Source organism: Inquilinus limosus (genome assembly GCF_051487185.1).
GTDB classification, from domain to species: Bacteria; Pseudomonadota; Alphaproteobacteria; order DSM-16000; family Inquilinaceae; genus Inquilinus; species Inquilinus limosus_F.
Window position 1 is genome coordinate 1 of sequence record NZ_JAHVDK010000045.1, and the last position, 24,759, is coordinate 24,759.

Genomic DNA, 24,759 nt, shown 5'->3' on the forward strand with positions numbered 1-24,759 from the left:
GCGATCACCTCGCGGCCTTCGAGCCAGGCGGGGGCGAGCCGAACCGGGGCGCTTCGCGCATAGACGCCGAAGAACATGCCGACGTCGGCGGCGCCGGCGCGCGGCGGCCGAGGGCAGCGTGACGGTCGGCGCCGGACCGGGGGCCGATCCCGGCGCGCCCGGCAGGCGCAGGGTCTGCCCGGGCTGCAGCGCATAGGGCGGCTGCAGCCCGTTCAGCGCGATCAGCGCCGGCATCGAGACGTCGTAGCGGCGGACGATGGACAGCACGTCATCGCCCGGCTGGACCTGGACGGTCGCCGGCCGCTGGGCGATCTCATCCGCGCCCGGCGGGACGTTGCAGGCCGCGAGGCTCGCGGCGGCGAGGGTCGTCAGTAGGATGGACCGGAGCCGCCATCCTCCCCGTCGGGAAGATCCGGCAGCAACGGCACGAAGCGAACTGGCCACAGATCCTCCCGCTCCAATCCGGTTTCAGTGCGCGTGAAGCGGACCACACGCTGGTTCCGCTTCTCGTCCCCCATGGGAATCACGATTATACCACCGATGGCGAGCTGGTCGCTCAATGCCGGAGGCGGCAGGTCGCCGCGATGCGCGGCGGTGACGATGATGCGCTCGAACGGCGCCTGCTCTGGCCAGCCCTTCATGCCGTCGCCCCAGCGCGCGGTGATGTTGCTGATGCGTAAGGTCTCGATCCGCCCTAGCGCCAAGTCGAGCAGCGGCTTGTGCCGCTCGATCGTGTAGAGCCGGCGGCAGATCTTCGCCAGCACCGCCGCCTGGTAGCCGGAGCCGGTGCCGATCTCCAGCACCTTGTGCCGGTCGCCGACCTCCAGCGCCTGGGTCATCAGCCCGACCACCAGCGGCTGGCTGATGGTCTGGCCGTGGCCGATCGGCAGCGCGATGTCCTCATAGGCCTGGTCGAGGAAGGCGTCGGGCACGAAGGTCTCGCGCGGCACCCGCTCGATTGCGCCGAGCACGCGATGATCGGTGATCCCCGACCGGCGGAGATGCATCAGCAGCCGGATCAGCCGCGGCTCGGCGATCATGGGCGGAGTCCGGTCGACGGGCGGAGGGGCGAAGACGCTCCGAGCGGCGCCATCCCCCTCACCCTCCCGTCGCCTGCGGCGACGGGCCCCTCCCTCTCCCCGAGGAGAGGGAAATAGAGCGCAGCCTTACACCTCTCCTTGGGGAGAGGTCGGAATCGCGAAGCGATTCCGGGTGAGGGGGCAGCTCCGGCCCCGCCCATTCCGCTCGGCCCGAGACGCTCCACTCCGGCGCTCCTACCCGGCGAAGGTCCGCCGCAAGGACTGGACTCCGGCGGCGTGGTTCAGGTCGAGATGCAGCGGCGTCACCGTGATTCGGCCGTCGCGCAGGGCGGACACGTCGGTCTCCTCGCCCTGCAGCGCCTCCTCGGTCCGGCTGGTGCCGATCCAGAAATAGCTGCGGCCGCGCGGGTCGGTCCGCTCCTCCAGCACATCGCCGATCTTGCGGAGACCGTGCGGCACCACGGCGATGCCGGTGACTGCATCCGGGTCGACCGCCGGGAAGTTGACGTTGACCAGCACCTGCTCCGGCCAGTCGGTCGCGATCGCCTTGCGCGCCACCTCGGCGCCCCAGCGGGCCGCCGTCTCCCAGTCCGGCCGCCTGCCGTCGGCGAATTGCTGGCTGAAGGCGATGGCGCGGATGCCGAGCAGCGTCGCCTCCATCGCCGCGGCGATGGTGCCGGAATAGGTCACGTCCTCGGCGATGTTGCGGCCATGGTTGACGCCGGACAGGACCAGGTCCGGCCGCCGGTCCTTCATCACGTGGTTGATCGCCAGCAGCACGCAGTCGGTCGGGGTGCCGTCGACCGCGAAGCGCTTCTCCTCGATCTGCCGGAGGCGCAGCGGGCGGTGGATGGTCAGGGAATGGCTGGCGGCCGACTGCTCGGTCTCCGGCGCACAGACCCAGACATCGTCCGAGAGCTCGCGGGCGATGCGCTCGAGCACCGAGAAGCCGGTGGAGTTGATGCCGTCGTCGTTCGACAGGAGGATGCGCATCGTCAGCCCTTCGCTTCCAGGATCTCGAGCCCGCCCATGTAGGGCCGCAGCGCCTCCGGTATTTCGACCGAGCCGTCCTGCCGCTGATAGGTCTCCAGGACCGCGATCAGGGCGCGGCCGACGGCTACGCCGGAGCCGTTCAGCGTGTGCAGGAAGCGCGTCCCCTTCTCGCCCGCCGGCCGGAACCGTCCCTGCATCCGCCGGGCCTGGAAGTCGCCGCAATTGGAGCAGGAGGAGATCTCGCGATACCGCCCCTGCCCCGGCAGCCAGACCTCGATGTCGTAGGTCTTGCGGGCGGAGAAGCCCATGTCGCCGGTGCACAGCGCCATGGTGCGGAAGGCGAGGCCGAGCCGCTTCAGCACGGTCTCGGCGCACTCCGTCATCCGCTCGTGCTCGGCGACCGACTGCTCCGGCGTGGTGATGCTGACCAGCTCGACCTTGCTGAACTGGTGCTGGCGGATCATGCCGCGGGTGTCGCGCCCGGCGGCCCCGGCCTCGGAGCGGAAGCACGGCGTCAGCGCGGTGAGGCGCAGCGGCAGGGCCTCCTGCTCGAGAATGTCGCCGGCGACGAGGTTGGTCAGCGGCACCTCGGCGGTCGGGATCAGCCAGTGGCCGGTGTTGGTGCGGAACTGGTCCTCGGCGAATTTCGGCAGCTGCCCGGTGCCGAACAGGGCTTCGTCGCGCACCAGCACGGGCGGCGCGATCTCGATGTAGCCGTGCTCGGCCGTGTGCAGGTCGATCATGAACTGGCCGAGGGCGCGCTCGAGCCGCGCCAGCGCGCCGCGCAGCACCACGAACCGCGCGCCGGACAGCTTCGCCGCGGCGGCGAAGTCCATCAGGCCGAGTCCCTCGCCCAGGTCGACATGGTCGCGGGCCGCGTTCAGCCGGCGCGGCTCGCCCACCCGGCGCAGCTCGACATTGGCGCTCTCATCCGGCCCGTCGGGCACGTCCTCGTCCGGCAGGTTCGGCAGCTCGGCCAGCCGCGCCGCCAGTGCCGCCTCGGCGTCGCGGTCGGCCTGCTCCAGCTCGCCCATCTTCGCCTTGATCGACGCGACCTCGTCCATCAGCGCCTGGGCGTCGCCGCCCTTGGCCTTGGCCGCGCCGATCTCCTTGGAGGCGGCGTTGCGCCGGGTCTGCAGCGCCTGCAACTCGGTGGTGATCTGGCGCCGGCGCTCGTCGAGCGCCAGCAGCTCGGCGGCGACGGGCGACAGACCCCGCCGAGCCATCCCCTTGTCGAAGGCCTCGGGATGCTCTCGGATGAAACGGATGTCGTGCATCGCGCGCTCGATCTGTCAGGTCGGGAATCGTGCGCTGGTTATAGGAGGTGGGCCAGCCGGACGCAAACGGCCCGGGGGTTTGGCCGCTCCCCATTTCTCCCTTTCGCCTCTTGGTCGTCATTCCCGCGAAAGCGGGAATCTCATGCCGATCGAGTCGCGATGAGATCCCCGCTTTCGCGGGGATGACGAGGTTTCTTTGGAATGGCAAGCGGGAGCGGCGCGCAGACGCGCAGCCCCTCCCCCCTCCCGCGAGGGGAGGAGGAGAGTGGAGGACTGAGCGGAAGGATGGAATGGCTGGACGTAATCCGCACGGTACTCAGCTGCTGTCCAGCTTCGCGGGCATAGACGGAGGGCGGCCGCCTTCGGGCTCGTCCGGCTGTGGAGGCCAGCCGTCACCAGCCCCAGGGTCCGCGGCGGCGACGCCTATGTCCTCGCCGGCTGTGCCGGCATTGTCATTGGCCCCGAGAACGTCGTCCCAGCCCTGCGGCAGCCGGCTCGGGTCCAGCCGGCGGCCGAGCCAGCGGCAGACCTCCCGCACGAATTCGTCCGCCGGCAGGGTGTCGAGCTGCACGTCCAGTACCTCGTCCTCGGTCAGCTTCTCCCAAACTTCGGACCGCAGCCGTTCGGTCTCCTCGGGGGCGACCGTCTCGCCGGCCGCGGCGAGGTCCGCGGCCTCGGCCACAGCGACCGCCTCGACCACGTCCCGCACCGCCTGCTCCCGCCGCCGGCGGCGGCGCTCCAGCGCCCCCGACTCCTCGCCCTCGGCCCGGCGGTGCAGGTAGTCGCCGCGGATCCGCTCGGCCATGGCGATCGACAGCCGGATCGAGCGGGACAGGCGCGACTGCATCAGCCCGAAATCCGGCGGCTCCTTCGGCCCCGCCAGGGTCGCCTGCTGCTGCCGCTCGGTCAGCCGCTTGCAGCGGATGTCGATCTCGACCACCTCGCGCAGCTTGTCCAGCGCCCATCCCGTCCAGTTCAGGTCGGGATCGGACCGCCGGGCCTCGCCCGGACCAGCATCGGTCTGCGCCATCTCCATGGAACATATCATGAACGAAGCCGCGAATTAACGCAACTGCACATCGCGTTCACCCGCGGCCATTCGCGGCTGGCGGTGGAACCCGGCGGCGGCTACGACATTGCAGTTCTCTCGACCGCCCCCCGCCCTTCCAGCGCAAGGACGAACATGCAGGTGTTCCCGATCGCCCTGGTGGTGGCCCGCGACCTGAAGCGGCTGCAGCAGATCGTCACCGTGCTGCTGCGCTTCGGCTTCGGCGACCTGGTGCGCCGGCTGGGGCTGCACCGCCTGCTGAAGCAGGCCGGCCTGGCCCCCGGCGAGACCGGAGCGGCCGTCCCCATCCAGGACACGCCGGCGCGGCTGCGGCTGGCGATCGAGGCGCTAGGGCCGACCTTCGTCAAGCTGGGCCAGATCCTGGCGACGCGCAGCGACCTGCTGCCGCCGGAGTGGATCGCCGAGCTGGAGAAGCTGCACGACCGCGTCCCGCCCCTGCCCTACGAGGCGGTGGCGCCGCTGGTCGAGGCCGCGCTGGGCAGCCCGCCCGACGCGGTCTTCGCCCGCTTCGACCGCGAGCCGCTGGCCTCGGCCTCGATCGCCCAGGTGCATCGCGCGGCACTGGCCGACGGCACCGAGGTGGTGGTGAAGATCCGCCGGCCCGGGCTGCGGCCGCTGGTCGAGGCCGATCTGCGCCTCCTGGCCCTTGCTGCCAAGCTGGCCGAGGAGGAGCTGCCGGAGCTGCGCCGCTATCACCCCGAGGCGATCACCCGGCACCTCGCGGCCGCGATCGGCGAGGAGCTGGATCTGGCCAATGAAGGCCGCAACGCCGAGCTGATCGCCGCCCAGTTCGAGGGCCAGCCAGCAGTGGTGGTGCCGCGCATCCACTGGGCCTGGAGCAGCGGGGAGATCCTGGTGCAGGACTTCGTCGCCGGCGTCCGGCCCAGCGACGAGGCGGCGCTGGAGGCGGCCGGGCTGGACCGGCGCCGCCTGGCGGCCCGCAGCGCCGGCGCCTTCCTGCAGATGATGCTGATCGACGGCGTGTTCCACGCCGACCCGCATCCCGGCAACATGCTGTGCCTGCCGGGCGACCGCATCGCCTATCTCGATTTCGGCACGATCGGCCGGCTGTCGGCGCGGCGGCGCGACCAGTTGGTGACCCTGATGGCCGCGATCACCGGCGGCAGCGCCGCCGGGGTGCGCGAGGTGCTGCTGGACTGGGCCGGCCAGCCGGACATCGACGCGCGGCCGCTGGAGGAAGCCGCCGAGGCCTTCCTGGCCCGCCACACCCGCGGCGCGTTGGGCCGGCTGAAGCTGGGCCAGGCGCTGGCGGAGTTCGTGGCCCTGATGCGCGACCACGACCTGGCCCTGCCGCCCGACCTGGCGCTGGTGCTGAAGGCGCTGATGACCTCAGAGGGCGTGGTGCGGCGCCTGGACCCGGAGCTGGACGTGGTGCGCGAGGTCGAGCCGGTGGTGCGCCGCGCTTTGGCCGCGCGCTACGCCCCCGAAGCGCTGCTGAATCGCGCCGGATCGGCCCTCCTGGAGCTGCAGGCCCTGGCCGACGACGCGCCCGGCATCCTGCGCCGGGTGCTGCGGCGGCTGGAGAAGGGCCGCGTGCGGCTCGAGGTCGAGATCGGCCGGATGGACCGCTTCGGCCGCTCGATCGAGCGCGGCGCCGCGCGCATCGCCGTCGCCATCGTCACCGCCGCCTTCGTGGTCGGGCTGGCGCCGATCCTGGCCGAGACCGGCCCGCGCCTCTTCGGCATTCCGTTCTTCGCCCTGCTGGGCTGCCTGGCCGCGCTGGCCGGCATCGCCTGGCTGCTGCTGCCGGGGCGGAAACGGGATTAGGGGAACAAGGGGCCGGCTTCGCCCCATTGCACGCCTATGTAACCACCACTGACTCTGGCAGCAGCTTTTTCAAGTTCCCCAATGACTTTGTCTGCCATGGTATCTGTTGAGAACCCTTCACCGTCAAATGCACTCCGCCTCTCTTTCGTACTTCGATCGTAAATTTCGCAATCATATTGATGCCGGACGAATTGAGGTATTCCAAATTGCTCACATTCATCGTGACCGACGAGGTCGCCTTCTCGAGGACCTCCGTCATCAGAGAGAATATGGGGGCATAGGCTTCGCTGCCGGGCAGCCGCATCGTCCCTTCCAAGTGAATTTCGCTCCCGTCTGACCAAACGCGATACTCATTGGTGATGATTTCCATCAGCCGTGACCCCCAATGTCTGTCGTATCGCTGCTTTGAAGCGACAATCTTGCATATGTCTCCAGGCCCACCTGACCGCCACGATCTGCCGGCTCGAATGCCCAGGCGAATCTGACTCCGTAGTCGCTCATCAAGGTCAGAAGGCCGAGCCCGGATTCAGCGGAATCCGGTCGCGCTGCATTGGCCTCAATCCTGCGTATGAGCAGGTCACTCGGCTCACCTTCCGTGATCTCCGAGATAAGCAATTGAAGCCGCCTCGCCGACTCGACTTCGATCGTGTTCTTGACCTTTAAGCTAAAGTTGTCGCCAGCCATGGCAGCCTGAATGCCGACAGTGCCCGACGTTCTGAATTTCACGGCATTCTCGATCAGCTCATTCGCGAGATAGGAGACACTGTGCCTCGTGTCCCTGATCCGTGGCGCCGGCAAGCGAACGCGAAGCGCGCACAGCTCACTGATAAAGTCGGACGTGGTGGCACAATGATGCCAGCTGAGCTGCAACGGCCCGTCGAAGAGTTCAAGGCAGCAGAAAACGTCGCCTTCTTCGACCGTGATGTCCGCCGAACCGAAAAGTTCCCTCGACATTTCATTTATGCCTTACAATGACGAGCGTGATATCATCGTGGATCTGTTCTTGCCCTATAAAGGCGAGGAGATCGCTGATCACTCCGTCCTTTATCTGCTCCGCGCTGCCTGTTCGATGAGCGAGCACAGCTTCGCAAAGCCCTTTGGTCCCGAACATATCCCCATTGCGGCCAACCGCTTCGGTGACGCCGTCGGTGAACAACACGATTATGTCTCCCTCTCTGAAAGGAAAGGCCTTGCTGGCCACAAAGCCTGCGATATCGGGCTCAAGTCCAATCGGGAAACCGAGATCAACCGTTTCCAAGACTTCAACATCGCCGCACGATCGCACGATTATGACATCCTCGTGCTGCCCGCTCAGGACCACCTCGCGATCGGTGAAGTCGAGGAATGCTAATGAGAGGTGCTTTTCAGAAGCAGTTCGCTGGATATTCTTCACCAGAGCCCGATTGAGGTCATTGAGGAAGACCTGAGGGTCGTTCACCCCCGCCTCGTAAAGGGCACGGGCCATCGATTGCACCATCAGCATCAGCATGCCGCTTTCAAGCCCATGCCCGGTGACATCGCCGATTCCGACTTTGAGACGGGCATCACTATGCAGAACGTCGTAGTAGTCACCGCCCACTTCGTTCGCCGGCTGCATGAAGGCCGCGATTTCAATGCGTGGGATGGAGCGCAGTTCGCACGGCTTGGGCAGCACCAGCTGCTGGAAACGGCGAGCAACCGCAACTTCGGCCGCGAGATGGAGGTTCTCGCTGGAAAGCCTGGCGTTGAGAGCGAACATCGCCGCATCAGTGCGCTCGAGTTCCCGGGCCCGCTCCCCGACGACGCGGTTCAGAGTTTCGGTAGGGTCTCGGATCTCATCCGCCGTCCTGTTAAAGGTCAGTTCCATTTCGCCAACCTCGTCGCGCGTTCGGACGCTCACTCACGCCGGGCAGTGTTGCGCCTCCAGCTTTCCGGCTTATTCGCCAAGGCGCTCGGGCCGGCCGTTGGTCGTTGGTCGTGCCCGCGGCCGCATCGAACTTCGCGCGAAGGGGCGAAGCCCCAACGAGGGCGGGCTCGGAGGCATTCTCAAACCGGCTTTTGACCGGAGGCGACCCAGATGGGCCAGCCGGCGTATCCTTTGGGATGGAGGGCGGCATATATGTGATCTTGAAATCCCTGCCGGAACCGCTGAATGAACTCCGGCGGATCACCGCGCCGCACGGCCATGTCGCCTGCATACACGTTCTCCCAGGCGGCGATTACGTCCGCGAAATCCTGTGGATCGCCATCGAGGTTGGTCACCATGAAGGATTCCATCCGGATATCTTGGAATCCGGCATCCATAAGGTAGCGCCGGCTTTTTGGGCCCAGCTCGACATCCATTTCGAAATGCTGGAAGAGCTTTGCCACCTCATTGTATGTCCACTGGATACTCGGCGCGCGAGGCTCTCCGAGACAGTGAGAATTCTTTTCGTTGGTGATGTAGACGCGCCCGCCGGGCTTGCATATCCGGAATAGCTCTTTCAATATCAATTCAGGCTTGTTAAATATCTGAAGAGAATGCCTGCAGGTCACAAAGTCGAATTGATCGGATTCGAGCAGCATCTCGGCAGCATCACCGTAGGTATACTCGACTCCGGCAACTCCAAATTCCTGCGCCACACGCCGCGCATAGGCGAGACTCGATCTCGAATGGTCCAATGCAACAAGACGAGACGGCGCGAATTCGCGCTGAACCAGAACGGCGAAATCACCAATGCCACAGCATATATCCGCGACGGAGAGACCTTCTTTCAGTCCGTGGCGGCACAGTATGCTCCGCTCATGGCGCCAGGTCATTTTTGTCTGGGTCCTCAGGATGGGAATGAACCCGCCGTCCTCGAGGAAACCCTGCCCGGGATAGAACTGTCCGTCATATTCATCGACGGAGATCCTCGGCTCGATCTGGCTCAACCGACCGAACTTCGCGGTCGCCCACCCCACGACGCTGGAGGTCACGACAACGATTCTGAGTTCAGGCCGGGCGCGACAAGCCTCGATCATCGCGCGCGCCAGGATTCGGAAACCGGTGTTGTTCAGCCGCGCCAGGCGCTTCACGTTGACATAAAGGACGCCGCCGACGCGCCGGAGGGCGGACTGGAACAAGGCCACGCAGTCCGCGACATCGCTGCCCGCTTCCGGACGGATCGTGCCGGCCAGTGAAAACTCCTGGCTGTTTTCATCATACCGGGCCGAAAAGGATTGTGTGGTTTCGAGCATTACGAAGACACCGACTGTTCAAGGCGCAGATCGGCCATCAGCGCGATCCTTCCATCATCGTCAGAACGCGCGAATATCTCGGCATTGTACTCGTGCGCGAGTTCGAGCAGCCCGACATCCGGGCTCTCTCCTGCTTCCGACGTCAGCGCATCCAAATACCGGAGTTCAGAGCCAAGCCTGGACAGCTGCTCTACAGCCTCCAGGAGGAATTGGCGCGCCGACGCATCACAAGGAATGCTGATTTCGATTCGATCGACATCTTCCCGTCGGGAGATCTTGCACGCCACCACGCCTAGGTTGCGTTGGTTGCGATAAGCGATCTCAAGCAGTTCGTTGACCGCTGAGGACAGCAGATTGGCATAAAGGGTCGAATCGGTTCGATTGTGACAAATCATCCTTGCCAAGTACGTGGCAATACAGTCGCATTGGGGCCAGTAGGCGGAAAATTCTTTTACATTCATAGTTACTTCGATGAGCGGCGCAAAGCACTGCTCCGAATCAGATCTCAATTCTTGTTTCATGGCGCTCTCCCTTGAATTTTCAGCACCCATTCAACTTCGATTCCTGTTTTATAATGCAATTCGCTTTAAACTTTTTTACCATCATCCTATTTTTTCAAAATATTCCGCACCCAACATTTCGACCTCGCAACTTGTTTAAAATTCGCTAATTCGGTTCGTCTTTGGAATAATAAGTGCGATTCTCGCGAGAGCGCAATGACAATTTTACTGTTAGTACTAAAGTTCATATTGCTCCATATTGATTAAATTGCGCGAGAAACTATATGATCGAGCAGTGCTCATAAATGAGCCTATACACTTTTTAGTAAAAATTTAGTATTTCAGGTTAAATCGAGATCGGCTTTCGGGATTGCGGCTCCGCAGCGGCATGTCCAGTTTCAGGAGGAGAGAGGGCCTGGGGAAGGACCGCTGAAGGCGCGCCCGACCTTCCATCGTCCCGCGAATCCATAATACTGTCGGTTCGCGGACCGCGAACCCGACCCAGGACCTTGGAGATGTTCAGCTCTGTCGGAAGAACGGGCGAGGCGTTCGACGATCCGGATGTCGCCGCGTGCTACGCCAGCCGGCCGCCCTATCCGCCTGAGTTGCACCGGAAGCTGCTGGAGCTGGCACCGGGACGGGCCCGCCTGCTCGACCTGGGCTGCGGCCCCGGAAAGCTGGCCATCGATCTCGCCCCGCATTTCGCGCACGTCATCGCCGTCGACCCGTCCGAGCCGATGCTGCGCGTCGCGCGTGCGTTGGGAGCGGAGCATGAGAACATCAGGTGGGTGCGGGCCCGGGCGGAGGAGGTCGAGCTGGAGGGTCCGTTCGACCTCATCGTCGTGGGGGCGGCCATCCACTGGATGCGCCTCGACATCGTCATGCCGAAGCTCAAGGGTGTCCTGCGGCCCGACGCGCCCCTGGCGCTGGTGAACGGCGACGAGCCCGGCGAAGCGGCGTGGATCGACGCCTATCGCGCCCACCTGATCCGCTGGGTCGAACGCGGGGGCGGCACATGGCGCGATCCCGTCCACACGGCACCGGCCTATCTGGACTGGATCGACATCCAGTCCCGCGAGAGTTTCTCCAGCGAGGTCGACCAGTCGGTCGAAGAGCTGATCGAGGCGGAGCACTCGCGCGCGACGTGGAGCAGAGCCGCCATGGGGGCCGAGGCCGCGAGCGCGTTCGACAGCGAGCTGCGCGGGATCCTGCAGCCGCACGCGGTCGCGGGCCGGATCCGCTATCGCGTCGACACCAGGCTGGTTGTCTGCCGCCCCCGGTCCGAGCCGAGGGATCCGCAGGCTTAGAGCGCCTGCCGTCCGTGGGCGGCCCGTCAAGACCGCAGCCTGTCCTCGCCGGCGTAGTCGAACAGCGGCCAGGGATAGTTCGCCAGGGCCGGGAATGCCGCCTGCCAGGCTTCCGTGTCCTGCCCGGCGAGCCAGTCGCAGAGCGGGCCGACCGCCTGCCGATAGGTCATGCGGGGCGTGTAGCCCAGGGCCGCGGCCGCGCGCATGTCGACAATGAACGGGCGCGGGATCGACCAGGGCGAGAGGCCGACATCGCCCGGCGCATCGGGGCCGAGCCCGATGATCCGCCCGCCGTAGCGCATATGCGCGGCGATGAGCCGGCCGATCTCGGCGACGGACAGCGCTTCCGGATCCGCCGCGTTCAGGATGCGGCTGCCCGGATGGTCCAGGGCCGTCGCGGCCAGGGCGGCGATATTGGCCACGGCGCTGGTGTGAAAGCGGCTCTTGCCCTCATAGGCCAGCGGAATGAAGGGCCGCCCGTCCAGCATGCGCTTGACGAACCACCATTCGCGCGGATGGACGGAATGGGTGCCGTGGATGGCGCAGGGGCGCAGGATCGTCACTGGGCGCCTGGCGTGATCGAGGAGCGTCCGCTCCAGCGCGACCTTGCGCGTCGAATAGGTCGCCGGACCGGGCGCGACCGTGGGCTGCGCTTCCGTGATCGGCTCCGGCAGCTCGGGGAAGCCGGTGTCCCGCGCCTCGTCGAGCGTCCGGCCGCCATCGTCCCGGTAGACGCTGGCCGAGGAGATGACGACGAAGGCGCCGACATCCGCTTCGATCGCCAGCCACTGCCGGGCGTGGCCTTCGTCATAGGCGACCGTATCGATCACGGCATCGGCGCCGCCGCCGATCGCCTTCGCCAGGGCACCAGGCTCGTCGCGATCGACGGCGACGAACTCCGCGCCCTGCCGCAGGAGGTCTTCCGGGCGCGGGCGGCCGCCGCGTGCGGCGATCGTGACCCGCCAGCCGCGGCCGAGAAGCTCTGCCGCGACCGCGCGACCGATCTGCCCGGTCCCGCCGACAATGAAGGCGCGTCTTGCCGCCATGCGTCCCTCGGCGTCATGGAGCGAGAGCCATACTGTACGGATTCAGCCGCCTTGCCAAAGCCCGGCATCGACGCTTCGCGGACCCGGACCGGCTCCCCGCGATTTCCGACCCGCCGGGATTGGGGTATGATCCGATTCAGGCACGGCCCGCGCCTCCCCCCTCCGCTCGGGAAAGTATACGCATACGGGGCGACCCACTCATCGAACCGACTGTTCGAGCACCGAGCATAAGGAGGGGTTGCGAAGTTTGCTCGCAACAGGAGGTTTGTCGATGACGCTGTCCGCGCCGATCTTCCATCTGAAGCGCAAGGCCAAGCTCCTGTCCCGCGCAGCGAACATTCCGCTGCACGAGGCGCTGAACCGTATCGCCGTCCAAGAAGGCTACAGCGGCTGGAGCCTGCTGGCGGCGAAGCAGGCTGCGTCCTCGTCCGCCGCCAGGCTGTTCGCCCGGCTGAAACCGGGCGACCTGGTGCTGCTGGGCGGGCGCCCGGGGCAAGGCAAGACCATGATGAGCCTCAGGCTCGCCGTGGAGGCCATGAAGTTCGGCCGTTGGGCCGTGTTCTTCACGCTGGAGTGGACGGAGCGGGACGTCCTGGATCGCTTCCGCAAGATCGGGGTCGATTACGCGGAGTTCGACGGTCTGTTCGGATTCGACTGCTCCGACGCCATCAGCGCCGATTACATCGTCGAGAGCCTGGCATCGGCGCCGCGCGGCACCCTGGTGGTGGTCGACTACCTGCAGCTGCTCGATCAGAAGCGGGAGAAGCCGGAACTGGCGGTGCAGGTCCGGGCGCTGAAATCGTTCGCGCGGGAGAGAGGGCTGATCATCGTCTGCATCTCCCAGATCGATCGGTCATACGATCCGGCGAAGAAGCCGTTTCCCGATGTTCAGGATGTCCGGCTGCCGAACCCGCTGGACCTGCAGCTGTTCAGCAAGACCTGCTTCATGAGCAGGGGCGAGGTCCAGCTCCAGGCGGGTTAGCGACTGACAATTTTTCAGGGGCGGTGTCGGATCGCGGGACGGGTCGTTCGTCCTATCGTCAGCGCTGGCGGAAGCCGCCCGAGATCGAGAGGAGACCCCGATGATCCGCACCGCCCTGATTGCCGTCGCCGCCCTGCTCGCCGGCGGCCCCGCCCTGGCCGAGGCCCAGCAGGCAGGCGACCGCGTCGCGGTCAACGGCATGCAGATGTATTACGAAGTGTCCGGCAGCGGCGACCCGCTGATCGTGCTGCACGGCGCCTATATGAACATCCCGTCCATGGGGGCGATCATCCCCAAGCTGGCCGAGACCCACAAGGTCTATGCGCTCGAATTCCAGGGCCACGGCCGCACCACCGATATCGACCGGCCGATCACCTATCCCAACCTGGCGGACGACGTGGCGGCCTTCATGGATGCGGTGGGCCTCGAGAAGGCCGACGTGTTCGGCTATTCCATGGGCGCCGCCGCCGGGCTGCAGCTGGCCATCCGCCACCCGGAGAAGGTGAACAAGCTAGCTGCCGCCTCCGTCGCCTACGATGCCGAGGGCTGGCAGCCGGCGTTCCGGGACTTCATCCCGCAGATGACGGTGGAGATGTTCACCGACATGCCGGTGTTCGCCGAGGCGTATCGCAAGCTGGCCCCCAATCCCGACGGCTTCCCCGAGCTGGTGCGGAAGCTGATCGACCTGGAGAAGGAGCCGATGGCGTGGGAGGCCGACGTCAAGGCGCTGAAGACCCCGGTACTGATCATCACGGGCGATGCCGACGTGGCGACGCTCGAACATTCGGTGGCGCTGTTCCGGCTGCTCGGCGGCGGCGCCATGGGCGACATGGGCAAGCCGCTGCCGGCCTCGCGCCTCGCGGTGATGCCGGCGACCTCGCACACCGCCGTCATCGGGCAGGTCGAGCTGCTGCACGCCTTCATCGAGCCGTTCCTGAAGGGCGAGACGCCGAAGGGGATGTTCGAGTAGCGCGCGGCCGGCGTCATTTCCCGTTGCACCCGCATTGCTCGCCCTTTCCGGGCCGCGTACAAGTGAACCCTTTCCTAGATGCGGTCGGCGTGCGGGATGGCGGAGGGCAGGTTGACAAGGGCGCCGGGACTGGTGCTCGGGCTGGTGGTCGCGAGCACCGTCCTCGGCCTCATGGGAACGGATCTCGTCCTGCCGGCGGTGCCGTTCCTGCCGGAGGCGCTGGGCGGCGACCCGGCCCAGGCGCAGCTGGTGCTGGCCGCCTATGTCGCCGGGACCTGCATCGGGCTGGTCGCCTATGGCGCGCTGGGCGACCGCTTCGCCACCGGCCGACTGTTCGCCGCTTCCCTGCTCGCCACCACCGCGGTGTCGGCCGCCTGCGCGGCGACCGACGACATCGGCCTGCTGATCGCGCTGCGGGCCCTGCAGGGGGCGGCCGCTGCGGGCCCCGCGGTGTTCGCGCCGGGCATCGTCCGGGCGCTGTTCGACGAGACCCGCGCGGTCCGGGCGCTGGGGCTGCTCGGCAGCATCGAGGCCCTGGCGCCGGCGCTGGCCCCGATCCTCGGCGCCTGGCTGCTGGCGCTGGGTGGCTGGCGGGTGCCGTTCGTGGTGATCGGCGCCGTCGCCCTCGCCCTGGCGGCGGCGATCGGGGCGACCGGCGCCCTGCCCCAGGTGACCCGGCGGCCCCGCGGCGGATATGCGCATCTCCTGCGCGATCCTGCCTTTCTGCGCTACGCCCTCAGCCAGGCCTTCGTCCTGGGCGGGCTGCTGACCTTCGTGTTCGGCATGCCGGCTGTTTTCGTGCGCAGCCTCGGCGGCGACCTGGCCGACTTCATCACCATGCAGGTTTGCGGCATCGCCAGCTTCATGCTGCTGGCCAATCTCGCCGGCGGCCTGGCGGCCCGCTTCGGGGCGGAGCGCATCATCGCCTTCGGCACCGGGCTCGCGGCCGCGGGCGCCGCGGCGATGGTCGGATACGGATCGCTGGGCGGTGCCGACCCGCTGGCGATCGCGGCCCTGTTCGTGCCAGTGAATGCGGGACTCGGCCTGCGCGGCCCGCCGGGCTTCTACCGGGCCGTGCTGGCGGCGCGCGGCGACGACGCCCGCGGCTCCGCCCTCGTCGTCCTCGCGATCCTCGCGGTCACCGCAGGCGGCACCGCCGCGGCCGCGCCGATGATCGAGCAGGGGCTGGTCCCCCTGGCGTTGATCGCGCTGGCCTTCCACCTCATGGCCGTGCTCTGCCTCGCGGCGCTGCCGCGGCTGCGGGAAAGCGAGGGCTGAGAGGCCCAGCACGAAAAATCCACCGCCCCTGTCGGGATCGGGCTTCCTCCGTCGTCCTTGGAGAAGAGCGGCCGTGTGCGCGGCCGCGCCATCCGATTGAGGGAAGGGACACCGCGATGAAGGTCACCCAGCATCTCTGGTTCGCGACGGACATGGAGACTGCGATCAGCTTCTACACCTCGCTGATCCCCGGCTCGGCGGTCCATTGGGTCTCGCCTCTGCCCGCCGACAGCCCGAGCGGCCCGGCGGGCAGCGTCAAGATCGCGTCCTTCACGCTCGGCGACCAGCGCTACATGGCGATCGAGGCCGGGCCGCTGGACCCGTTCAACCACAGCTTCTCGATCATGATCGAATGCGACACCCAGGCCGAGATCGACCGGCTGTGGGACGCGCTGAAGGACGGCGGCCAGATCGAGCAATGCGGCTGGCTGAAGGACCGCTGGGGCCTGTCCTGGCAGATCGCGCCCAGGCGGCTCGGCGAGCTGCTGAACGATCCCGACCCCGCCAAGGCCAAGCGTGTCGCCGAGGCGATGCTGCAGATGGTGAAGCTGGACATCGCCGCGCTGGAGGCGGCGGCGAAGGGGTGAGCGTGGACTAGGCCGCGGTGCCGCCGTCGCCGCGGGCGTCCTCGGCCTCGGCCTCCGCCTCGCGCTTGGCGCGGTCGTGCTCGATCATGCCGCCGAGCAGGATCGCGATCTCGTAGAGCAGCAGCATCGGCACGGCGAGGGCGATCTGGCTGATCGCGTCCGGCGGAGTCAGGACGGCGGCGACCACGAAGACGATGACGATGGCGTAGCGGCGCTTGCTCTTCAGCGTGGCGACGCTGAGGATACCGACGCGCACCAGCAGCGTCAGCAGTACCGGCAGCTGGAAGGCGATGCCGAAGGCCAGCAAGAGCCGCATCACCAGGTCGAGATAATCCGAGACCTTGGCGTCGAGCTTGATCTCCAGGCCGCTGCCGACATCCGGGCCCAGCACCTGGAAGGACAGGAAGAACTTCCAGGCCAGGGGGAACACGAAGTAGTACACGAACGCCGCGCCGATGATGAACATCACCGGGCTGAACAGCAGGAACGGCAGGAAGGCCCGCTTCTCGTTGCGGTATAGGCCAGGCGCGACGAACATCCAGATCTGGCTCGCCACCACCGGGAAGGCCAGGCAGAAGCCGCCCCAGAAGCCGATCTTGATGTAGGTGAAGAACACCTCTGTCAGCGCCGTGTAGATCATCGACCGGGGCTGACCGGGCGGCAGCGCGTCCGCTAGCGGCTGGGTCAGGAACAGGTAGATCGATTCCGCGAAGTGGTAGCAGATGAAGAACCCGATCAGGATCGCCACCACCGAATAGATCAGCCGCGTGCGCAGCTCCAGCAGATGGTCCATCAGGGGCATCTGCTTGTCGTCGATCTCCTTGTCGGAGGGCGCCATGGATCAGCTCGCGCGGTCGGACGGGGTCGAGGCGGCGACCGCGGGGGCAGCGGCGACGGCCGGGGTTTCGGGCGCGGCAGCCGGGGCCGCCGGCTTCGGGCCCTCGACCGGCTGCGGGTCAGCCGCAGGCGCGGCCTGGCCGTTTCCGGTACCCGGCGCCGGCGCGGCCTTGTCGGGCTCGGCCAGCGTCGCGTCCGGCGCCGCCTTGTCGAAGGCCTGCTTGATGTCCCGCACCGGGTCCAGCACGGTGTCGACGTGCTCCTTCACCTGGCCGCGGACGTCGAGCGTCTTGGTCGCGTCCTGGACGGTCTTGCGCACCTCCTCGAGCTCGGCCTGGCGCACGATGTCGTCGACATGGCGCTGGAACTCGCTGGTGATGCGGCGGGCATGCCGCGTCCATTTGCCGAGCTGATAGAGGGCGCGCGGCAGATCCTTCGGGCCGAGCACAATGAGTGCCACGACCACGATGATCATCAACTCCGACCAGTCGAAACCGAACATCACATTCGTCCATCACGCCCCGCCGCCGGACGGGGCGCGGTTCCGGTTCCCCGCAAGGGGATTATTGGCGGTCGACGGTCGTCCGGTTCGGACTGCCGGCTTCGGTGCCCGCGGGCGGCGGCACGGCCGGATGGTCGTCCGACCCGGTGTTCTTGGGGTCGTCCGCCAGGCCGCTCTTGAAGTTCTTGATCCCCTTGGCCAGGTCGCCCATCGCCCGCGGCAGCCGGTTCCCGAAGATCAGCAGGACGACCACCAGAACGATCAACCAGTGCCAAATACTCAAACCACCCATAAACTTTTCCTCCAGCCCCAAGGCGGCCGGATCATCGCAGAAACCCCCCGCGACCGCAATGCCGGCGGACGAGGCGAATCAGCGCGGAAATCCTGGGGTTTGGCGGAGGCCGCGACACCCCGGCGCGGCCCGCTTCGCTACTCGCGATCCTCGTCCTCCGGCGGCTCCTCCCCTTCCCCGTCGGACAGGCTGCCTCCGGGCAGCACCGCCATGGCCGGGCGGGTGTCGAGCAGCCCGGAGGCCTTGAGCTCCTCGACGCTCGGCAGGTCGTCGAGGCCGCCGAGGCCGAAATGGTCGAGGAAGGCCGAGGTGGTGATCCAGGTCAGCGGCCGCCCGGGCGCCTGCCGGCGCCGGCCGGGCGCGATCCAGCCCGCCTCGAGCAGCGTGTCGAGCGTGCCCTTGGCCACGGCGACGCCGCGCACGGCCTCGATCTCCGGCCGGGTCACCGGCTGGTGGTAGGCGATGATCGCCAGCGTCTCCAGCGCCGCCCGCGACAGCCGGCGCACCACATGCCCGGCCTCGCGCAGCAGCGGCGCCAGGTCGAGCGCGGTGCGGAAGGCCCAGCCGCCGGCGACAGGCATCAGGGTGACGCCGCGGCCGCGATACTGCTCGACCAGCGTGTCGATCAGCGTCGGCACGTCGGCGCCCTCGGGCAGGCGCTCGGCGATCGCCGCCTCGGTCAGCGGCGTCGGCGAGGCGAACAGCATCGCCTCGACCAGGCGGAGGGCTTGGGTGGGCTCGGTCATTCTTCGGAAGTCTGAGAGGCCTGGGCCTTGAGCCAGATCGGGCCGAACGGCCCGTCCTGGCGGATCGCGAGCCGGCCGGCCTTGGCCAGCTCGAGCGTGGCGACGAAGGTGGAGGCGAGCGCCGAGCGCCGCACCAGCGGGCTGCCGGTCAGCGGCGGCAGGAAGGCGGCCAGCGTGGTCCAGCTCGGGAACCGGCCGAGCATGGCCTCGAGCCGCTCCAGCGCCTGCTCCGGCGAGAACAGCACCGAGGCCTCGATGCGCAGGCCGCCCTCGGCCGCGGCCTTGGCGCGCCAGTGCTCGGCATAGGCCTTGAGCAGGTCGTAGAGCGACACGGCCCAGACCGGGGTCGGCGTCGCCTTCTGGTCCTCGGCGGCGCCGCGGGCGAACAGGTCGTGGCCGAGCTGCGGCCGCGCCATCAGCGCCTGCCCGGCCTCGCGCATCGCGTTCAGGCGGCGCAGCTGGAAGGCCAGGGCCTCGGCCAGCTCGGCACCGCTGGGCTCGTCATCGCCCGGCGGCGCCGGCAGCAGCAGGCGCGACTTGAGATAGGCCAGCCAGGCCGCCATCACCAGGTAATGCGCCGCCAGCTCCAGCGACAGGCGCCGCGCCCGCTCGACGAAGGCGAGATACTGGTCGGCGAGCGCCAGGATCGAGATCTGAGTCAGGTCGACCTTCTGCTCGCGCGCCTGTTCGAGCAGCAGGTCGATCGGCCCTTCATAGGATTCGAATTTGAGAATGAAGGCGGCGTCGTCCCGGCTCGTCACCGGCGGGGCGTCGACCTTCGACCAGTCTTCCAGCATCTTCCGAGTGTCGCCGCCCGCGCGCGCCGAAGCAACATCGAAGCTTGGGGGCCTTCACGGCGGCTATCCCGCCGCCAGTTCATGGGAAGACACGGCGGAGGATCAGCGATGGCAAGACAGCCCCGGAAGGCCGATTTCCCTGTCCACCAGGTGCGGCGCTACCTGGAGCCCGGCCCGATCGTGCTGGTGTCGTCGGCCTGGCGCGACAAGACCAACATCATGACCATGGGCTGGCACACCGTAATGGAGTTCTCGCCGTCGCTGGTCGGCTGCGTCATCGCCGGCGGCAACCACAGCTTCCGCCTGATCCGGGACAGCGGCGAATGCGTCATCAACCTGCCGACCACGGCGCTGACCGACGCGGTGGTCGGGATCGGCAACACCTCCGGCGCGGAGATCGACAAGTTCCGGGAGTTCGGCCTGACCGCGGAGGCGGCGCAGGAGGTCGGGGCGCCACTGATCCGCGAATGCCATGCGAATTTCGAGTGCCGGCTGCACGACGACGCGCTGGTCGAGCGCTACAACTTCTTCATCTTCGAGGTGGTGAAGGCGCATGTCGCGCCCACGCCGAAGCACCCGAAGACGTTGCACTACACCGGCGATGGCATCTTTGTGACCGCCGGCGGGGTCGTCGACCGAAGGTCGCAGTTCCGGCCCTGGATGCTGTGAGACCGTCTGATAATGCTACTGGCGTGGCCGTCTGATGGCGGTTTCTCCGCTTCCGGTGCTCACGGACTTTTACGTCCGCTGCGCTCCGGTTCTCGAAACCACCACCAGCCGACTCACGCCAGCGCATTCTCAAACGGTCTCAAAACACTCAGACCGCTGGCAGGCGGCCGAGCAGCTCCCGCGCCCGCTCGATATAGCTCTCGGCCGGGCGGTCGGTCGCCGGGCGGCGCCAGGCCTCGCCGCGGGCCAGCCGCGCCGCGGTCTCCGGCCCGATCGCCGGCACCGCTGCCGCGATCGCCCGCATCTCGGTCAAATCGCCGTTGCAGTGCAGGGCCAGGTCGCAGCCGGCGGCGAGCGCCCGAGCCGCGCGCTCCGGCAGAGAACCGGAGAGCGCGCCCATCGACAGGTCGTCGCTGCACAGGACGCCGTCGAAGCCGATGCGGCCGCGCACGGCGTCGCGGATCGCGGTCGGCGATTGGGTGACCGGATGGTCGGGGTCGAGGGCGGTGAAGACGAGATGCCCAGTCATGCCCCAGGGCAGGTCGGCGAGGTCCCGGAACGGCGCGAAATCGGTACGCTCCAGGGTGTCGAGATCGGCCTCGACCAGCGGCAGGGCGACATGGCTGTCGACCCGCGACCGGCCGTGGCCGGGCATGTGCTTGATCACCGGCAGGGCGCCGCCGTCGAGCAACCCCTCCGCCACCGCACGGCCGAGCCGGGCGACCACCGCGGGGTCGTCCGAGAAGGCGCGATCGCCGACCACAGTGCGGTCGGCGCCGGGCAGGTCGAGATCGAGCACCGGCGCCGCGACCACATCGATGCCGGCGGCGCCGACGGTGAGCGCGATGGCGGTGGCGTTGGCCCGCGCCGCCTCCTCCGCCGCCGCGAGGTCGAGCGCGGCCAGGGCGCCGAAGCGGGCGGCGGCCGGGAAAGCCGGCCAGTGCGGCGGCCGCAGCCGGGCGACGCGCCCGCCCTCCTGGTCGATCATCACCGGCGCCGCACGGCCGACCGCGTCGCGCAGATCGGCGACCAGGGCCTTGAGCTGGTCCGGCGCCTCGCAGTTGCGGCGGAACAGGATGAAGCCGAGCGGGTCGGCGTCGCGGAAGAAGCGCCGTTCCTCCGCCGTCAGGACGGGGCCGGCGCAGCCGAACAGGATCGCCTGGGACATGGTGCTCGGGATGTCAGCGGGGGACGACGAGGCAGCCGGTCTTCTCGCTGGCCAGGGCGTCGCACAGCCGCGTCGCCGTCGCCTGATCGAGCGGCACGGCCTGGACCCGGTAGCCGAGCCGGGCCGAGGCCGAGACCTGCGGCACGGCGAGCTGCAGCCCGCCAAACAGCTCGGGGAAACGGCGCTGGAACCGGGCCCATTCGGCCTGAGCTTCTTCCGGCGAGGTCACGGCTGCGATCTGCGCCGCGAAGCGCCCGCCCGGCACGGCGACGATCGCCGGCATGGTCGGCGCGGGGGCGGCCTGCGGCGACAGGCCGGCGACCTGCACCGGCGCGCCGGAATCCGGGTCGATCCAGCCCTCGGCGGCAGCCGGGTTGTTCAGCAACGCCGCGATCGGATCGGCCGGCGGCGCAGCCTGCGGGGCGGGAGCGGGTTCCGCCGGCGCGGGCGCCGCGGCCACGGCCACGGCCGGATCGGCCGCCGGAGCGGAGACGGGAGCGGGCTCAGAGACAGGAGCGGGATCGGCGATAGGCGGCGCGGCAGCGGCCTGGGGTGCGGGCTGCGGCTTCACCGGCGCGACCGGCTCAGGCGGCGGCGCGGCCTGGCCGGGCCGCGCCAGCAGGATCTCGACCACCCCAGCGCCGGGCGAGGCGGCCGGCAGCGGCAGGCGCCAGCCGCGCTGATCGGCACCGGCAGGCGCCGGCCGCGGCAGCGGCTGCTCCGGCGGCGGCAGCACGGTGGCGACCGCCACCGGCGCCTGCCGGCGGCCGAGATCCTGCAGCACCAGCCGGTCCTGGTTCGGGATGTCGATGCCGCCCGGCTGTTCCGGGCGGGTGCGGAACTGGGTGCTGTCGGCGCGGATGATCGGCACCCCGCCTTCCATCGTGACCGAGGCGCTGGTGGTGTAGGTCGAGATCAGGATGCCGGCGAATAGGACGACCACGACCAGGATCACCCCGGCCGTGGCGATGATGCGCCAGGGCGGCCCGGCCGGAACCGGCCGGAGCTGAACCGTGGCGGCAGTGGCGGTCGCGGGCAGGGCGTGCGGCGCCTCCACCCATTGTCCGTCCGGTCTGAGTCGCAGTTGTGTGGCGGTGTCGACCATCCCTATCCCCCGACTGATTCGGAATCGTAACCCGAATCGGAGAAACGGGCGATAAGAAATTGATTCAGCGATGAATCAATCAAACCGGCCGGTCCAGGGCGAAGAGGCGCTGGTGTTCGAGCAGGGCGTAGCGGTCGGTCATGCCGGCGATGTAGTCGGCCACCAGCCGCGGCAGGCCGGCGGCGCCCGCCGCCTCGGCCTGGCGGCGCCAGTCGGTCGGCAGGGTGTTCGGCTCGGCCGTGAACAGGTCGAACAGATCGCGCACCACCCGCCGCGCCTTGCTGGTCTCGCGGTTGACCAGGTAGTGCCGGTAGACCTCCTTGAACATGAAGCTGCGGACCACGGCGAGATCGGCCGCGACGCGGTCGGAGAAGGCGATCACCGGCATCGGCGCGGTGCGAATCGCCTCGACCGATTTCGGCGCCAGAGCCGCGAGGCGGCGCCGAGATTCCGCCAACAGGTCGGTGACCATCTGGTCGATCACCCGCCGCACCGTCTCATGGATCAGCCGGCGGCGCGGCAGGCCGGGATGGCGGGCCTCGACCTCGGCCAGCACCGGCCCGACCAGGGGGAGGCCACGCAGCGCATCGAGGTCGAGGAGGCCGGCCCGCAGCGCGTCGTCGATGTCGTGGTTAGTGTAGGCGATGTCGTCGGCCAGCGCCGCCACCTGCGCCTCCGGCCCCGGCTGGGAGGCGAGGTCGAGGTCCCAGGTGGCGCGGAAGGCGTCGATCGTCGCCGGCAGGGCCCTGCCGGGCGGCAGCGGCAGCAGCGGGCCGTTGTGCTTGACCACCCCTTCCAACGTCTCCCAGGTCAGGTTGAGCCCGTCGAAATCGGCGTAGCGCCGCTCCAGCGCCGTCAGGATGCGCAGCGTCTGGTCGTTGTGGTGGAAGCCGCCGTGCTGCGCCATGGCGGCGTGCAGAGCGTCTTCGCCGGCGTGGCCAAAGGGGGTGTGGCCCAGATCATGCGCCAGTGCCACCGCCTCGCCCAGATCCTCGTCGAGGCCGAGCGCCCGGCAGGCGGTGCGGGCGATCTGCGCCACCTCCAGCGTGTGGGTCAGCCGGGTCCGGTAGTAGTCGCCCTCGTGATAGATGAAGACCTGGGTCTTGTACTGCAGCTTGCGGAAGGCCGAGGAGTGGACGATGCGGTCGCGATCGCGCTGGAACGGCGAGCGCATGCCGCTCTCCGGCTCGGCGTGCAGCCGGCCGCGGCTGCGGTCAGGGCCTGTGGCATAGGCGGCGGTCATCGAGGGCAAGCTAACGGTGCCAGGCAGGGCTGGCAATCGCGGCCGGCGCTTTGCAGACGCCGCGCGGCTCCCTACATTGGAGGGGACCTGTTTCGACGCCATGCGATTGACCGAGCCATGCCCGATGACGGCCGCATCCTGAGCCTGACCGAAAGCGCCGCCCGGCGGATCGCCGAGCTGAAGCGCGCGGAGCGCAACGACGCGCTGATGCTGCGCATCGCCGTGTCCGGCGGCGGCTGCTCCGGCTTCCAATACGGCTTCAGCTTCGACGACAAGGTGAACGGCGACGACCGTACCTTCCAGCGCAACGACGTGACCGTGGTGGTCGACGACGTCTCGCTCGACCTGCTGGCCGGTGCCGAGATCGACTATGTCGAGGAGCTGATCGGCGCCTCCTTCCAGGTGAAGAACCCGAACGCCACCTCCTCTTGCGGCTGCGGCACTTCCTTCGCAATCTGAGCGGCCGCGCCCGCCGGAGTCGGCGGGCCGCCCAGCCTGTGGAGGATGACCATGCGCCCCACCCCGCCCGCTCTCCGTCGCCTGCCGGTTCCCGGGGCGGAGGGCTGAAGCATGCGCATCGCCACCTGGAACGTCAATTCGATCAAGGCCCGGCTGTCGAACGTGCTGGACTGGCTGCGCACGGCCGATCCGGACGTGGCGGTGCTGCAGGAGATCAAATGCGAGACCGGGGCATTCCCGCGCTTCGAGGTTGAGGAGCTTGGCTACAACCTCCTGATTCACGGCCAGAAGAGCTACAACGGCGTCGCCCTCCTGGCCAAGGCACCGATCGAGGATCCGATGACCGGCCTCGACGGCGACGGCGCCGACACCCAGGCCCGCTATATCGAGGCGACGGTCCGCGGCGTGCGGGTCTGCGGCCTGTACCTGCCGAACGGCAATCCCGCCGGCACCGAGAAATACGACTACAAGCTGGCCTGGATGGAACGCCTGCGCCGCCGGGCTGAGACCCTGCTGGCGGCCGGCGCGCCCTTCGTCATGGGCGGCGACTTCAACGTCATCCCGGAGGCGCGCGACGCCGCCGACCCGGCCGCCTGGACCAACGACGCGCTGTTCCTCTTGGAGACCCGCCGCCGCTTCCGCGCGCTGCTGCATCTCGGCCTGACCGATTCCTGGCGGGCCCTGAACCCCACCGCGGTCGGCTACAGCTTCTGGGACTACCAGAACCAGGCCTGGCAGGCCGATAACGGCATCCGCATCGACCATCTCCTGGTCAGCCCAGAGCTGGCCGACCGGCTCGACGCCTGCATCATCGACCGCGAGCCGCGGGGCCGCGACAAGGCGTCGGACCACACGCCGGTGGTCGCGACGCTGTCGGAATAGGCGGGCCCGGCACCGTCGGAATCC

The 24,759-nt window shown here is 68.2% G+C and carries 28 protein-coding genes; 9 read left to right on the forward strand and 19 right to left on the reverse strand.

Going from position 1 to position 24,759, the window contains the following annotated elements; translation table 11 throughout:
* The 5 genes from KXR53_RS33445 to KXR53_RS33465 all read right to left on the reverse strand — a co-directional run.
* Nucleotides 1–267: LysM peptidoglycan-binding domain-containing protein (locus tag KXR53_RS33445; RefSeq protein WP_437379957.1), on the reverse strand; the 267-nt coding region annotated here is incomplete at its 3' end.
* A gap of 101 nt (nucleotides 268–368) precedes the next feature.
* Nucleotides 369–1,040 carry a protein-L-isoaspartate(D-aspartate) O-methyltransferase gene (locus KXR53_RS33450; protein ID WP_437379958.1) on the reverse strand — a complete coding sequence of 224 codons (672 nt, stop codon included), beginning with the start codon at nucleotides 1,038–1,040 and terminating at the stop codon, nucleotides 369–371.
* A gap of 234 nt (nucleotides 1,041–1,274) precedes the next feature.
* Nucleotides 1,275–2,033, reverse strand: a complete 759-nt coding sequence (surE, locus tag KXR53_RS33455) for a 5'/3'-nucleotidase SurE (RefSeq protein WP_437379959.1) — start codon at nucleotides 2,031–2,033, stop codon at nucleotides 1,275–1,277.
* A gap of 2 nt (nucleotides 2,034–2,035) precedes the next feature.
* The gene (serS, locus tag KXR53_RS33460; RefSeq protein WP_437379960.1) at nucleotides 2,036–3,310 is read right to left on the reverse strand and encodes a serine--tRNA ligase; all 1,275 of its coding nucleotides are present in this window, start codon (nucleotides 3,308–3,310) and stop codon (nucleotides 2,036–2,038) included.
* 316 nt (nucleotides 3,311–3,626) lie between these two features.
* Nucleotides 3,627–4,346: a hypothetical protein gene (locus KXR53_RS33465; RefSeq protein WP_437379961.1), complete on the reverse strand. Its 720-nt coding sequence runs from the start codon at nucleotides 4,344–4,346 to the stop codon at nucleotides 3,627–3,629.
* Between the two features lie 147 nt (nucleotides 4,347–4,493).
* Here KXR53_RS33465 and KXR53_RS33470 point away from each other — a divergent pair, with 147 nt between their 5' ends.
* Nucleotides 4,494–6,167: an ABC1 kinase family protein gene (locus tag KXR53_RS33470; protein WP_437379962.1), complete on the forward strand. Its 1,674-nt coding sequence runs from the start codon at nucleotides 4,494–4,496 to the stop codon at nucleotides 6,165–6,167.
* 34 nt (nucleotides 6,168–6,201) lie between these two features.
* On the opposite strand, the gene KXR53_RS33475 is transcribed toward KXR53_RS33470, so the two are convergent.
* From KXR53_RS33475 to KXR53_RS33495, 5 genes are all read right to left on the reverse strand, one after another.
* A complete protein-coding gene (locus KXR53_RS33475) occupies nucleotides 6,202–6,537 on the reverse strand; it encodes a slr1659 superfamily regulator (RefSeq protein ID WP_437379963.1) in 336 nt (111 codons plus the stop codon).
* The gene (locus KXR53_RS33480; RefSeq protein WP_437379964.1) at nucleotides 6,537–7,121 is read right to left on the reverse strand and encodes a slr1658 superfamily regulator; all 585 of its coding nucleotides are present in this window, start codon (nucleotides 7,119–7,121) and stop codon (nucleotides 6,537–6,539) included. The genes KXR53_RS33475 and KXR53_RS33480 overlap by 1 nt, the downstream gene beginning before the upstream one ends.
* 1 nt (nucleotide 7,122) lies before the next feature.
* Nucleotides 7,123–8,013: a PP2C family protein-serine/threonine phosphatase gene (locus KXR53_RS33485; RefSeq protein WP_437379965.1), complete on the reverse strand. Its 891-nt coding sequence runs from the start codon at nucleotides 8,011–8,013 to the stop codon at nucleotides 7,123–7,125.
* Nucleotides 8,014–8,192: 179 nt separating this feature from the next.
* Nucleotides 8,193–9,365 carry a methyltransferase domain-containing protein gene (locus tag KXR53_RS33490; protein ID WP_437379966.1) on the reverse strand — a complete coding sequence of 391 codons (1,173 nt, stop codon included), beginning with the start codon at nucleotides 9,363–9,365 and terminating at the stop codon, nucleotides 8,193–8,195.
* Nucleotides 9,365–9,886, reverse strand: a complete 522-nt coding sequence (locus KXR53_RS33495) for a hypothetical protein (protein WP_437379967.1) — start codon at nucleotides 9,884–9,886, stop codon at nucleotides 9,365–9,367. Before KXR53_RS33495 ends, KXR53_RS33490 begins: the two co-directional genes overlap by 1 nt.
* 494 nt (nucleotides 9,887–10,380) lie before the next feature.
* Between KXR53_RS33495 and KXR53_RS33500 the strand changes: the two genes are divergently transcribed.
* Complete coding sequence (locus KXR53_RS33500; RefSeq protein WP_437379968.1) at nucleotides 10,381–11,172, forward strand: class I SAM-dependent methyltransferase; 792 nt, start codon at nucleotides 10,381–10,383, stop codon at nucleotides 11,170–11,172.
* Nucleotides 11,173–11,198: 26 nt separating this feature from the next.
* On the opposite strand, the gene KXR53_RS33505 is transcribed toward KXR53_RS33500, so the two are convergent.
* The gene (locus KXR53_RS33505) at nucleotides 11,199–12,218 is read right to left on the reverse strand and encodes an NAD-dependent epimerase/dehydratase family protein (RefSeq protein WP_437379969.1); all 1,020 of its coding nucleotides are present in this window, start codon (nucleotides 12,216–12,218) and stop codon (nucleotides 11,199–11,201) included.
* Nucleotides 12,219–12,489: 271 nt separating this feature from the next.
* Between KXR53_RS33505 and KXR53_RS33510 the strand changes: the two genes are divergently transcribed.
* From KXR53_RS33510 to KXR53_RS33525, 4 genes are all read left to right on the forward strand, one after another.
* Complete coding sequence (locus KXR53_RS33510) at nucleotides 12,490–13,200, forward strand: DNA helicase (RefSeq protein ID WP_437379989.1); 711 nt, start codon at nucleotides 12,490–12,492, stop codon at nucleotides 13,198–13,200.
* A gap of 100 nt (nucleotides 13,201–13,300) precedes the next feature.
* The gene (locus tag KXR53_RS33515; RefSeq protein WP_437379970.1) at nucleotides 13,301–14,170 is read left to right on the forward strand and encodes an alpha/beta fold hydrolase; all 870 of its coding nucleotides are present in this window, start codon (nucleotides 13,301–13,303) and stop codon (nucleotides 14,168–14,170) included.
* Between the two features lie 111 nt (nucleotides 14,171–14,281).
* On the forward strand, nucleotides 14,282–15,448 hold the full coding sequence (locus KXR53_RS33520; RefSeq protein ID WP_437379971.1) for an MFS transporter: 1,167 nt from the start codon (nucleotides 14,282–14,284) through the stop codon (nucleotides 15,446–15,448).
* A 116-nt stretch (nucleotides 15,449–15,564) separates the two neighbouring features.
* Nucleotides 15,565–16,035, forward strand: coding sequence for a VOC family protein (locus KXR53_RS33525; protein ID WP_437379972.1), 471 nt, complete (start codon nucleotides 15,565–15,567; stop codon nucleotides 16,033–16,035).
* A 7-nt stretch (nucleotides 16,036–16,042) separates the two neighbouring features.
* Here KXR53_RS33525 and tatC read toward each other — a convergent pair whose 3' ends face one another.
* From tatC to KXR53_RS33550, 5 genes are all read right to left on the reverse strand, one after another.
* Nucleotides 16,043–16,873 (reverse strand): twin-arginine translocase subunit TatC, encoded by an 831-nt coding sequence (gene tatC, locus KXR53_RS33530; protein ID WP_437379973.1) that lies wholly within the window; start codon nucleotides 16,871–16,873, stop codon nucleotides 16,043–16,045.
* A gap of 3 nt (nucleotides 16,874–16,876) precedes the next feature.
* Nucleotides 16,877–17,374: a Sec-independent protein translocase protein TatB gene (tatB, locus tag KXR53_RS33535; RefSeq protein ID WP_437379974.1), complete on the reverse strand. Its 498-nt coding sequence runs from the start codon at nucleotides 17,372–17,374 to the stop codon at nucleotides 16,877–16,879.
* A gap of 61 nt (nucleotides 17,375–17,435) precedes the next feature.
* Nucleotides 17,436–17,666, reverse strand: coding sequence for a twin-arginine translocase TatA/TatE family subunit (tatA, locus tag KXR53_RS33540; protein ID WP_437379975.1), 231 nt, complete (start codon nucleotides 17,664–17,666; stop codon nucleotides 17,436–17,438).
* A 137-nt stretch (nucleotides 17,667–17,803) separates the two neighbouring features.
* A complete protein-coding gene (scpB, locus tag KXR53_RS33545) occupies nucleotides 17,804–18,412 on the reverse strand; it encodes an SMC-Scp complex subunit ScpB (RefSeq protein ID WP_437379976.1) in 609 nt (202 codons plus the stop codon).
* Complete coding sequence (locus KXR53_RS33550) at nucleotides 18,409–19,209, reverse strand: segregation and condensation protein A (protein ID WP_437379977.1); 801 nt, start codon at nucleotides 19,207–19,209, stop codon at nucleotides 18,409–18,411. Before KXR53_RS33550 ends, scpB begins: the two co-directional genes overlap by 4 nt.
* A gap of 108 nt (nucleotides 19,210–19,317) precedes the next feature.
* Between KXR53_RS33550 and KXR53_RS33555 the strand changes: the two genes are divergently transcribed.
* Entirely contained in the window at nucleotides 19,318–19,878 is a 561-nt protein-coding gene (locus KXR53_RS33555) for a flavin reductase family protein (protein ID WP_437379978.1), read from the forward strand.
* Nucleotides 19,879–20,026: 148 nt separating this feature from the next.
* Here the strand turns inward: KXR53_RS33555 and nagZ are convergent, their stop codons facing one another.
* The 3 genes from nagZ to KXR53_RS33570 form a co-directional block, all read right to left on the reverse strand.
* Nucleotides 20,027–21,046, reverse strand: a complete 1,020-nt coding sequence (gene nagZ / locus KXR53_RS33560) for a beta-N-acetylhexosaminidase (RefSeq protein WP_437379979.1) — start codon at nucleotides 21,044–21,046, stop codon at nucleotides 20,027–20,029.
* A 13-nt stretch (nucleotides 21,047–21,059) separates the two neighbouring features.
* Nucleotides 21,060–22,151 carry an SPOR domain-containing protein gene (locus tag KXR53_RS33565; RefSeq protein ID WP_437379980.1) on the reverse strand — a complete coding sequence of 364 codons (1,092 nt, stop codon included), beginning with the start codon at nucleotides 22,149–22,151 and terminating at the stop codon, nucleotides 21,060–21,062.
* 79 nt (nucleotides 22,152–22,230) lie between these two features.
* Nucleotides 22,231–23,394 carry a deoxyguanosinetriphosphate triphosphohydrolase gene (locus KXR53_RS33570; protein ID WP_437379981.1) on the reverse strand — a complete coding sequence of 388 codons (1,164 nt, stop codon included), beginning with the start codon at nucleotides 23,392–23,394 and terminating at the stop codon, nucleotides 22,231–22,233.
* A 117-nt stretch (nucleotides 23,395–23,511) separates the two neighbouring features.
* Here KXR53_RS33570 and erpA point away from each other — a divergent pair, with 117 nt between their 5' ends.
* Nucleotides 23,512–23,853, forward strand: a complete 342-nt coding sequence (erpA, locus tag KXR53_RS33575) for an iron-sulfur cluster insertion protein ErpA (protein WP_437379982.1) — start codon at nucleotides 23,512–23,514, stop codon at nucleotides 23,851–23,853.
* 111 nt (nucleotides 23,854–23,964) lie between these two features.
* Nucleotides 23,965–24,735, forward strand: coding sequence for an exodeoxyribonuclease III (gene xth / locus KXR53_RS33580; RefSeq protein WP_437379983.1), 771 nt, complete (start codon nucleotides 23,965–23,967; stop codon nucleotides 24,733–24,735).
* Nucleotides 24,736–24,759: the final 24 nt, after the last annotated feature.

Bases quoted from the DNA above. Each gene is read 5' to 3' on its own strand.
- KXR53_RS33505 (WP_437379969.1), bottom strand. From the start codon at position 12,218: ATGGCGGCAAGACGCGCCTTCATTGTCGGCGGGACCGGGCAGATCGGT.
- KXR53_RS33510 (WP_437379989.1), top strand. From the start codon at position 12,490: ATGACGCTGTCCGCGCCGATCTTCCATCTGAAGCGCAAGGCCAAGCTC.
- KXR53_RS33570 (WP_437379981.1), bottom strand. From the start codon at position 23,394: ATGACCGCCGCCTATGCCACAGGCCCTGACCGCAGCCGCGGCCGGCTG.
- serS (WP_437379960.1), bottom strand. From the start codon at position 3,310: ATGCACGACATCCGTTTCATCCGAGAGCATCCCGAGGCCTTCGACAAG.
- erpA (WP_437379982.1), top strand. From the start codon at position 23,512: ATGCCCGATGACGGCCGCATCCTGAGCCTGACCGAAAGCGCCGCCCGG.
- KXR53_RS33480 (WP_437379964.1), bottom strand. From the start codon at position 7,121: ATGTCGAGGGAACTTTTCGGTTCGGCGGACATCACGGTCGAAGAAGGC.
- KXR53_RS33495 (WP_437379967.1), bottom strand. From the start codon at position 9,886: ATGAAACAAGAATTGAGATCTGATTCGGAGCAGTGCTTTGCGCCGCTC.
- KXR53_RS33485 (WP_437379965.1), bottom strand. From the start codon at position 8,013: ATGGAACTGACCTTTAACAGGACGGCGGATGAGATCCGAGACCCTACC.
- KXR53_RS33470 (WP_437379962.1), top strand. From the start codon at position 4,494: ATGCAGGTGTTCCCGATCGCCCTGGTGGTGGCCCGCGACCTGAAGCGG.
- KXR53_RS33555 (WP_437379978.1), top strand. From the start codon at position 19,318: ATGGCAAGACAGCCCCGGAAGGCCGATTTCCCTGTCCACCAGGTGCGG.
- scpB (WP_437379976.1), bottom strand. From the start codon at position 18,412: ATGACCGAGCCCACCCAAGCCCTCCGCCTGGTCGAGGCGATGCTGTTC.
- surE (WP_437379959.1), bottom strand. From the start codon at position 2,033: ATGCGCATCCTCCTGTCGAACGACGACGGCATCAACTCCACCGGCTTC.
- KXR53_RS33500 (WP_437379968.1), top strand. From the start codon at position 10,381: ATGTTCAGCTCTGTCGGAAGAACGGGCGAGGCGTTCGACGATCCGGAT.
- KXR53_RS33550 (WP_437379977.1), bottom strand. From the start codon at position 19,209: ATGCTGGAAGACTGGTCGAAGGTCGACGCCCCGCCGGTGACGAGCCGG.
- KXR53_RS33525 (WP_437379972.1), top strand. From the start codon at position 15,565: ATGAAGGTCACCCAGCATCTCTGGTTCGCGACGGACATGGAGACTGCG.
- KXR53_RS33490 (WP_437379966.1), bottom strand. From the start codon at position 9,365: ATGCTCGAAACCACACAATCCTTTTCGGCCCGGTATGATGAAAACAGC.
- KXR53_RS33450 (WP_437379958.1), bottom strand. From the start codon at position 1,040: ATGATCGCCGAGCCGCGGCTGATCCGGCTGCTGATGCATCTCCGCCGG.
- KXR53_RS33515 (WP_437379970.1), top strand. From the start codon at position 13,301: ATGATCCGCACCGCCCTGATTGCCGTCGCCGCCCTGCTCGCCGGCGGC.
- nagZ (WP_437379979.1), bottom strand. From the start codon at position 21,046: ATGTCCCAGGCGATCCTGTTCGGCTGCGCCGGCCCCGTCCTGACGGCG.
- tatA (WP_437379975.1), bottom strand. From the start codon at position 17,666: ATGGGTGGTTTGAGTATTTGGCACTGGTTGATCGTTCTGGTGGTCGTC.
- tatB (WP_437379974.1), bottom strand. From the start codon at position 17,374: ATGTTCGGTTTCGACTGGTCGGAGTTGATGATCATCGTGGTCGTGGCA.
- xth (WP_437379983.1), top strand. From the start codon at position 23,965: ATGCGCATCGCCACCTGGAACGTCAATTCGATCAAGGCCCGGCTGTCG.
- KXR53_RS33465 (WP_437379961.1), bottom strand. From the start codon at position 4,346: ATGGAGATGGCGCAGACCGATGCTGGTCCGGGCGAGGCCCGGCGGTCC.
- tatC (WP_437379973.1), bottom strand. From the start codon at position 16,873: ATGGCGCCCTCCGACAAGGAGATCGACGACAAGCAGATGCCCCTGATG.
- KXR53_RS33565 (WP_437379980.1), bottom strand. From the start codon at position 22,151: ATGGTCGACACCGCCACACAACTGCGACTCAGACCGGACGGACAATGG.
- KXR53_RS33475 (WP_437379963.1), bottom strand. From the start codon at position 6,537: ATGGAAATCATCACCAATGAGTATCGCGTTTGGTCAGACGGGAGCGAA.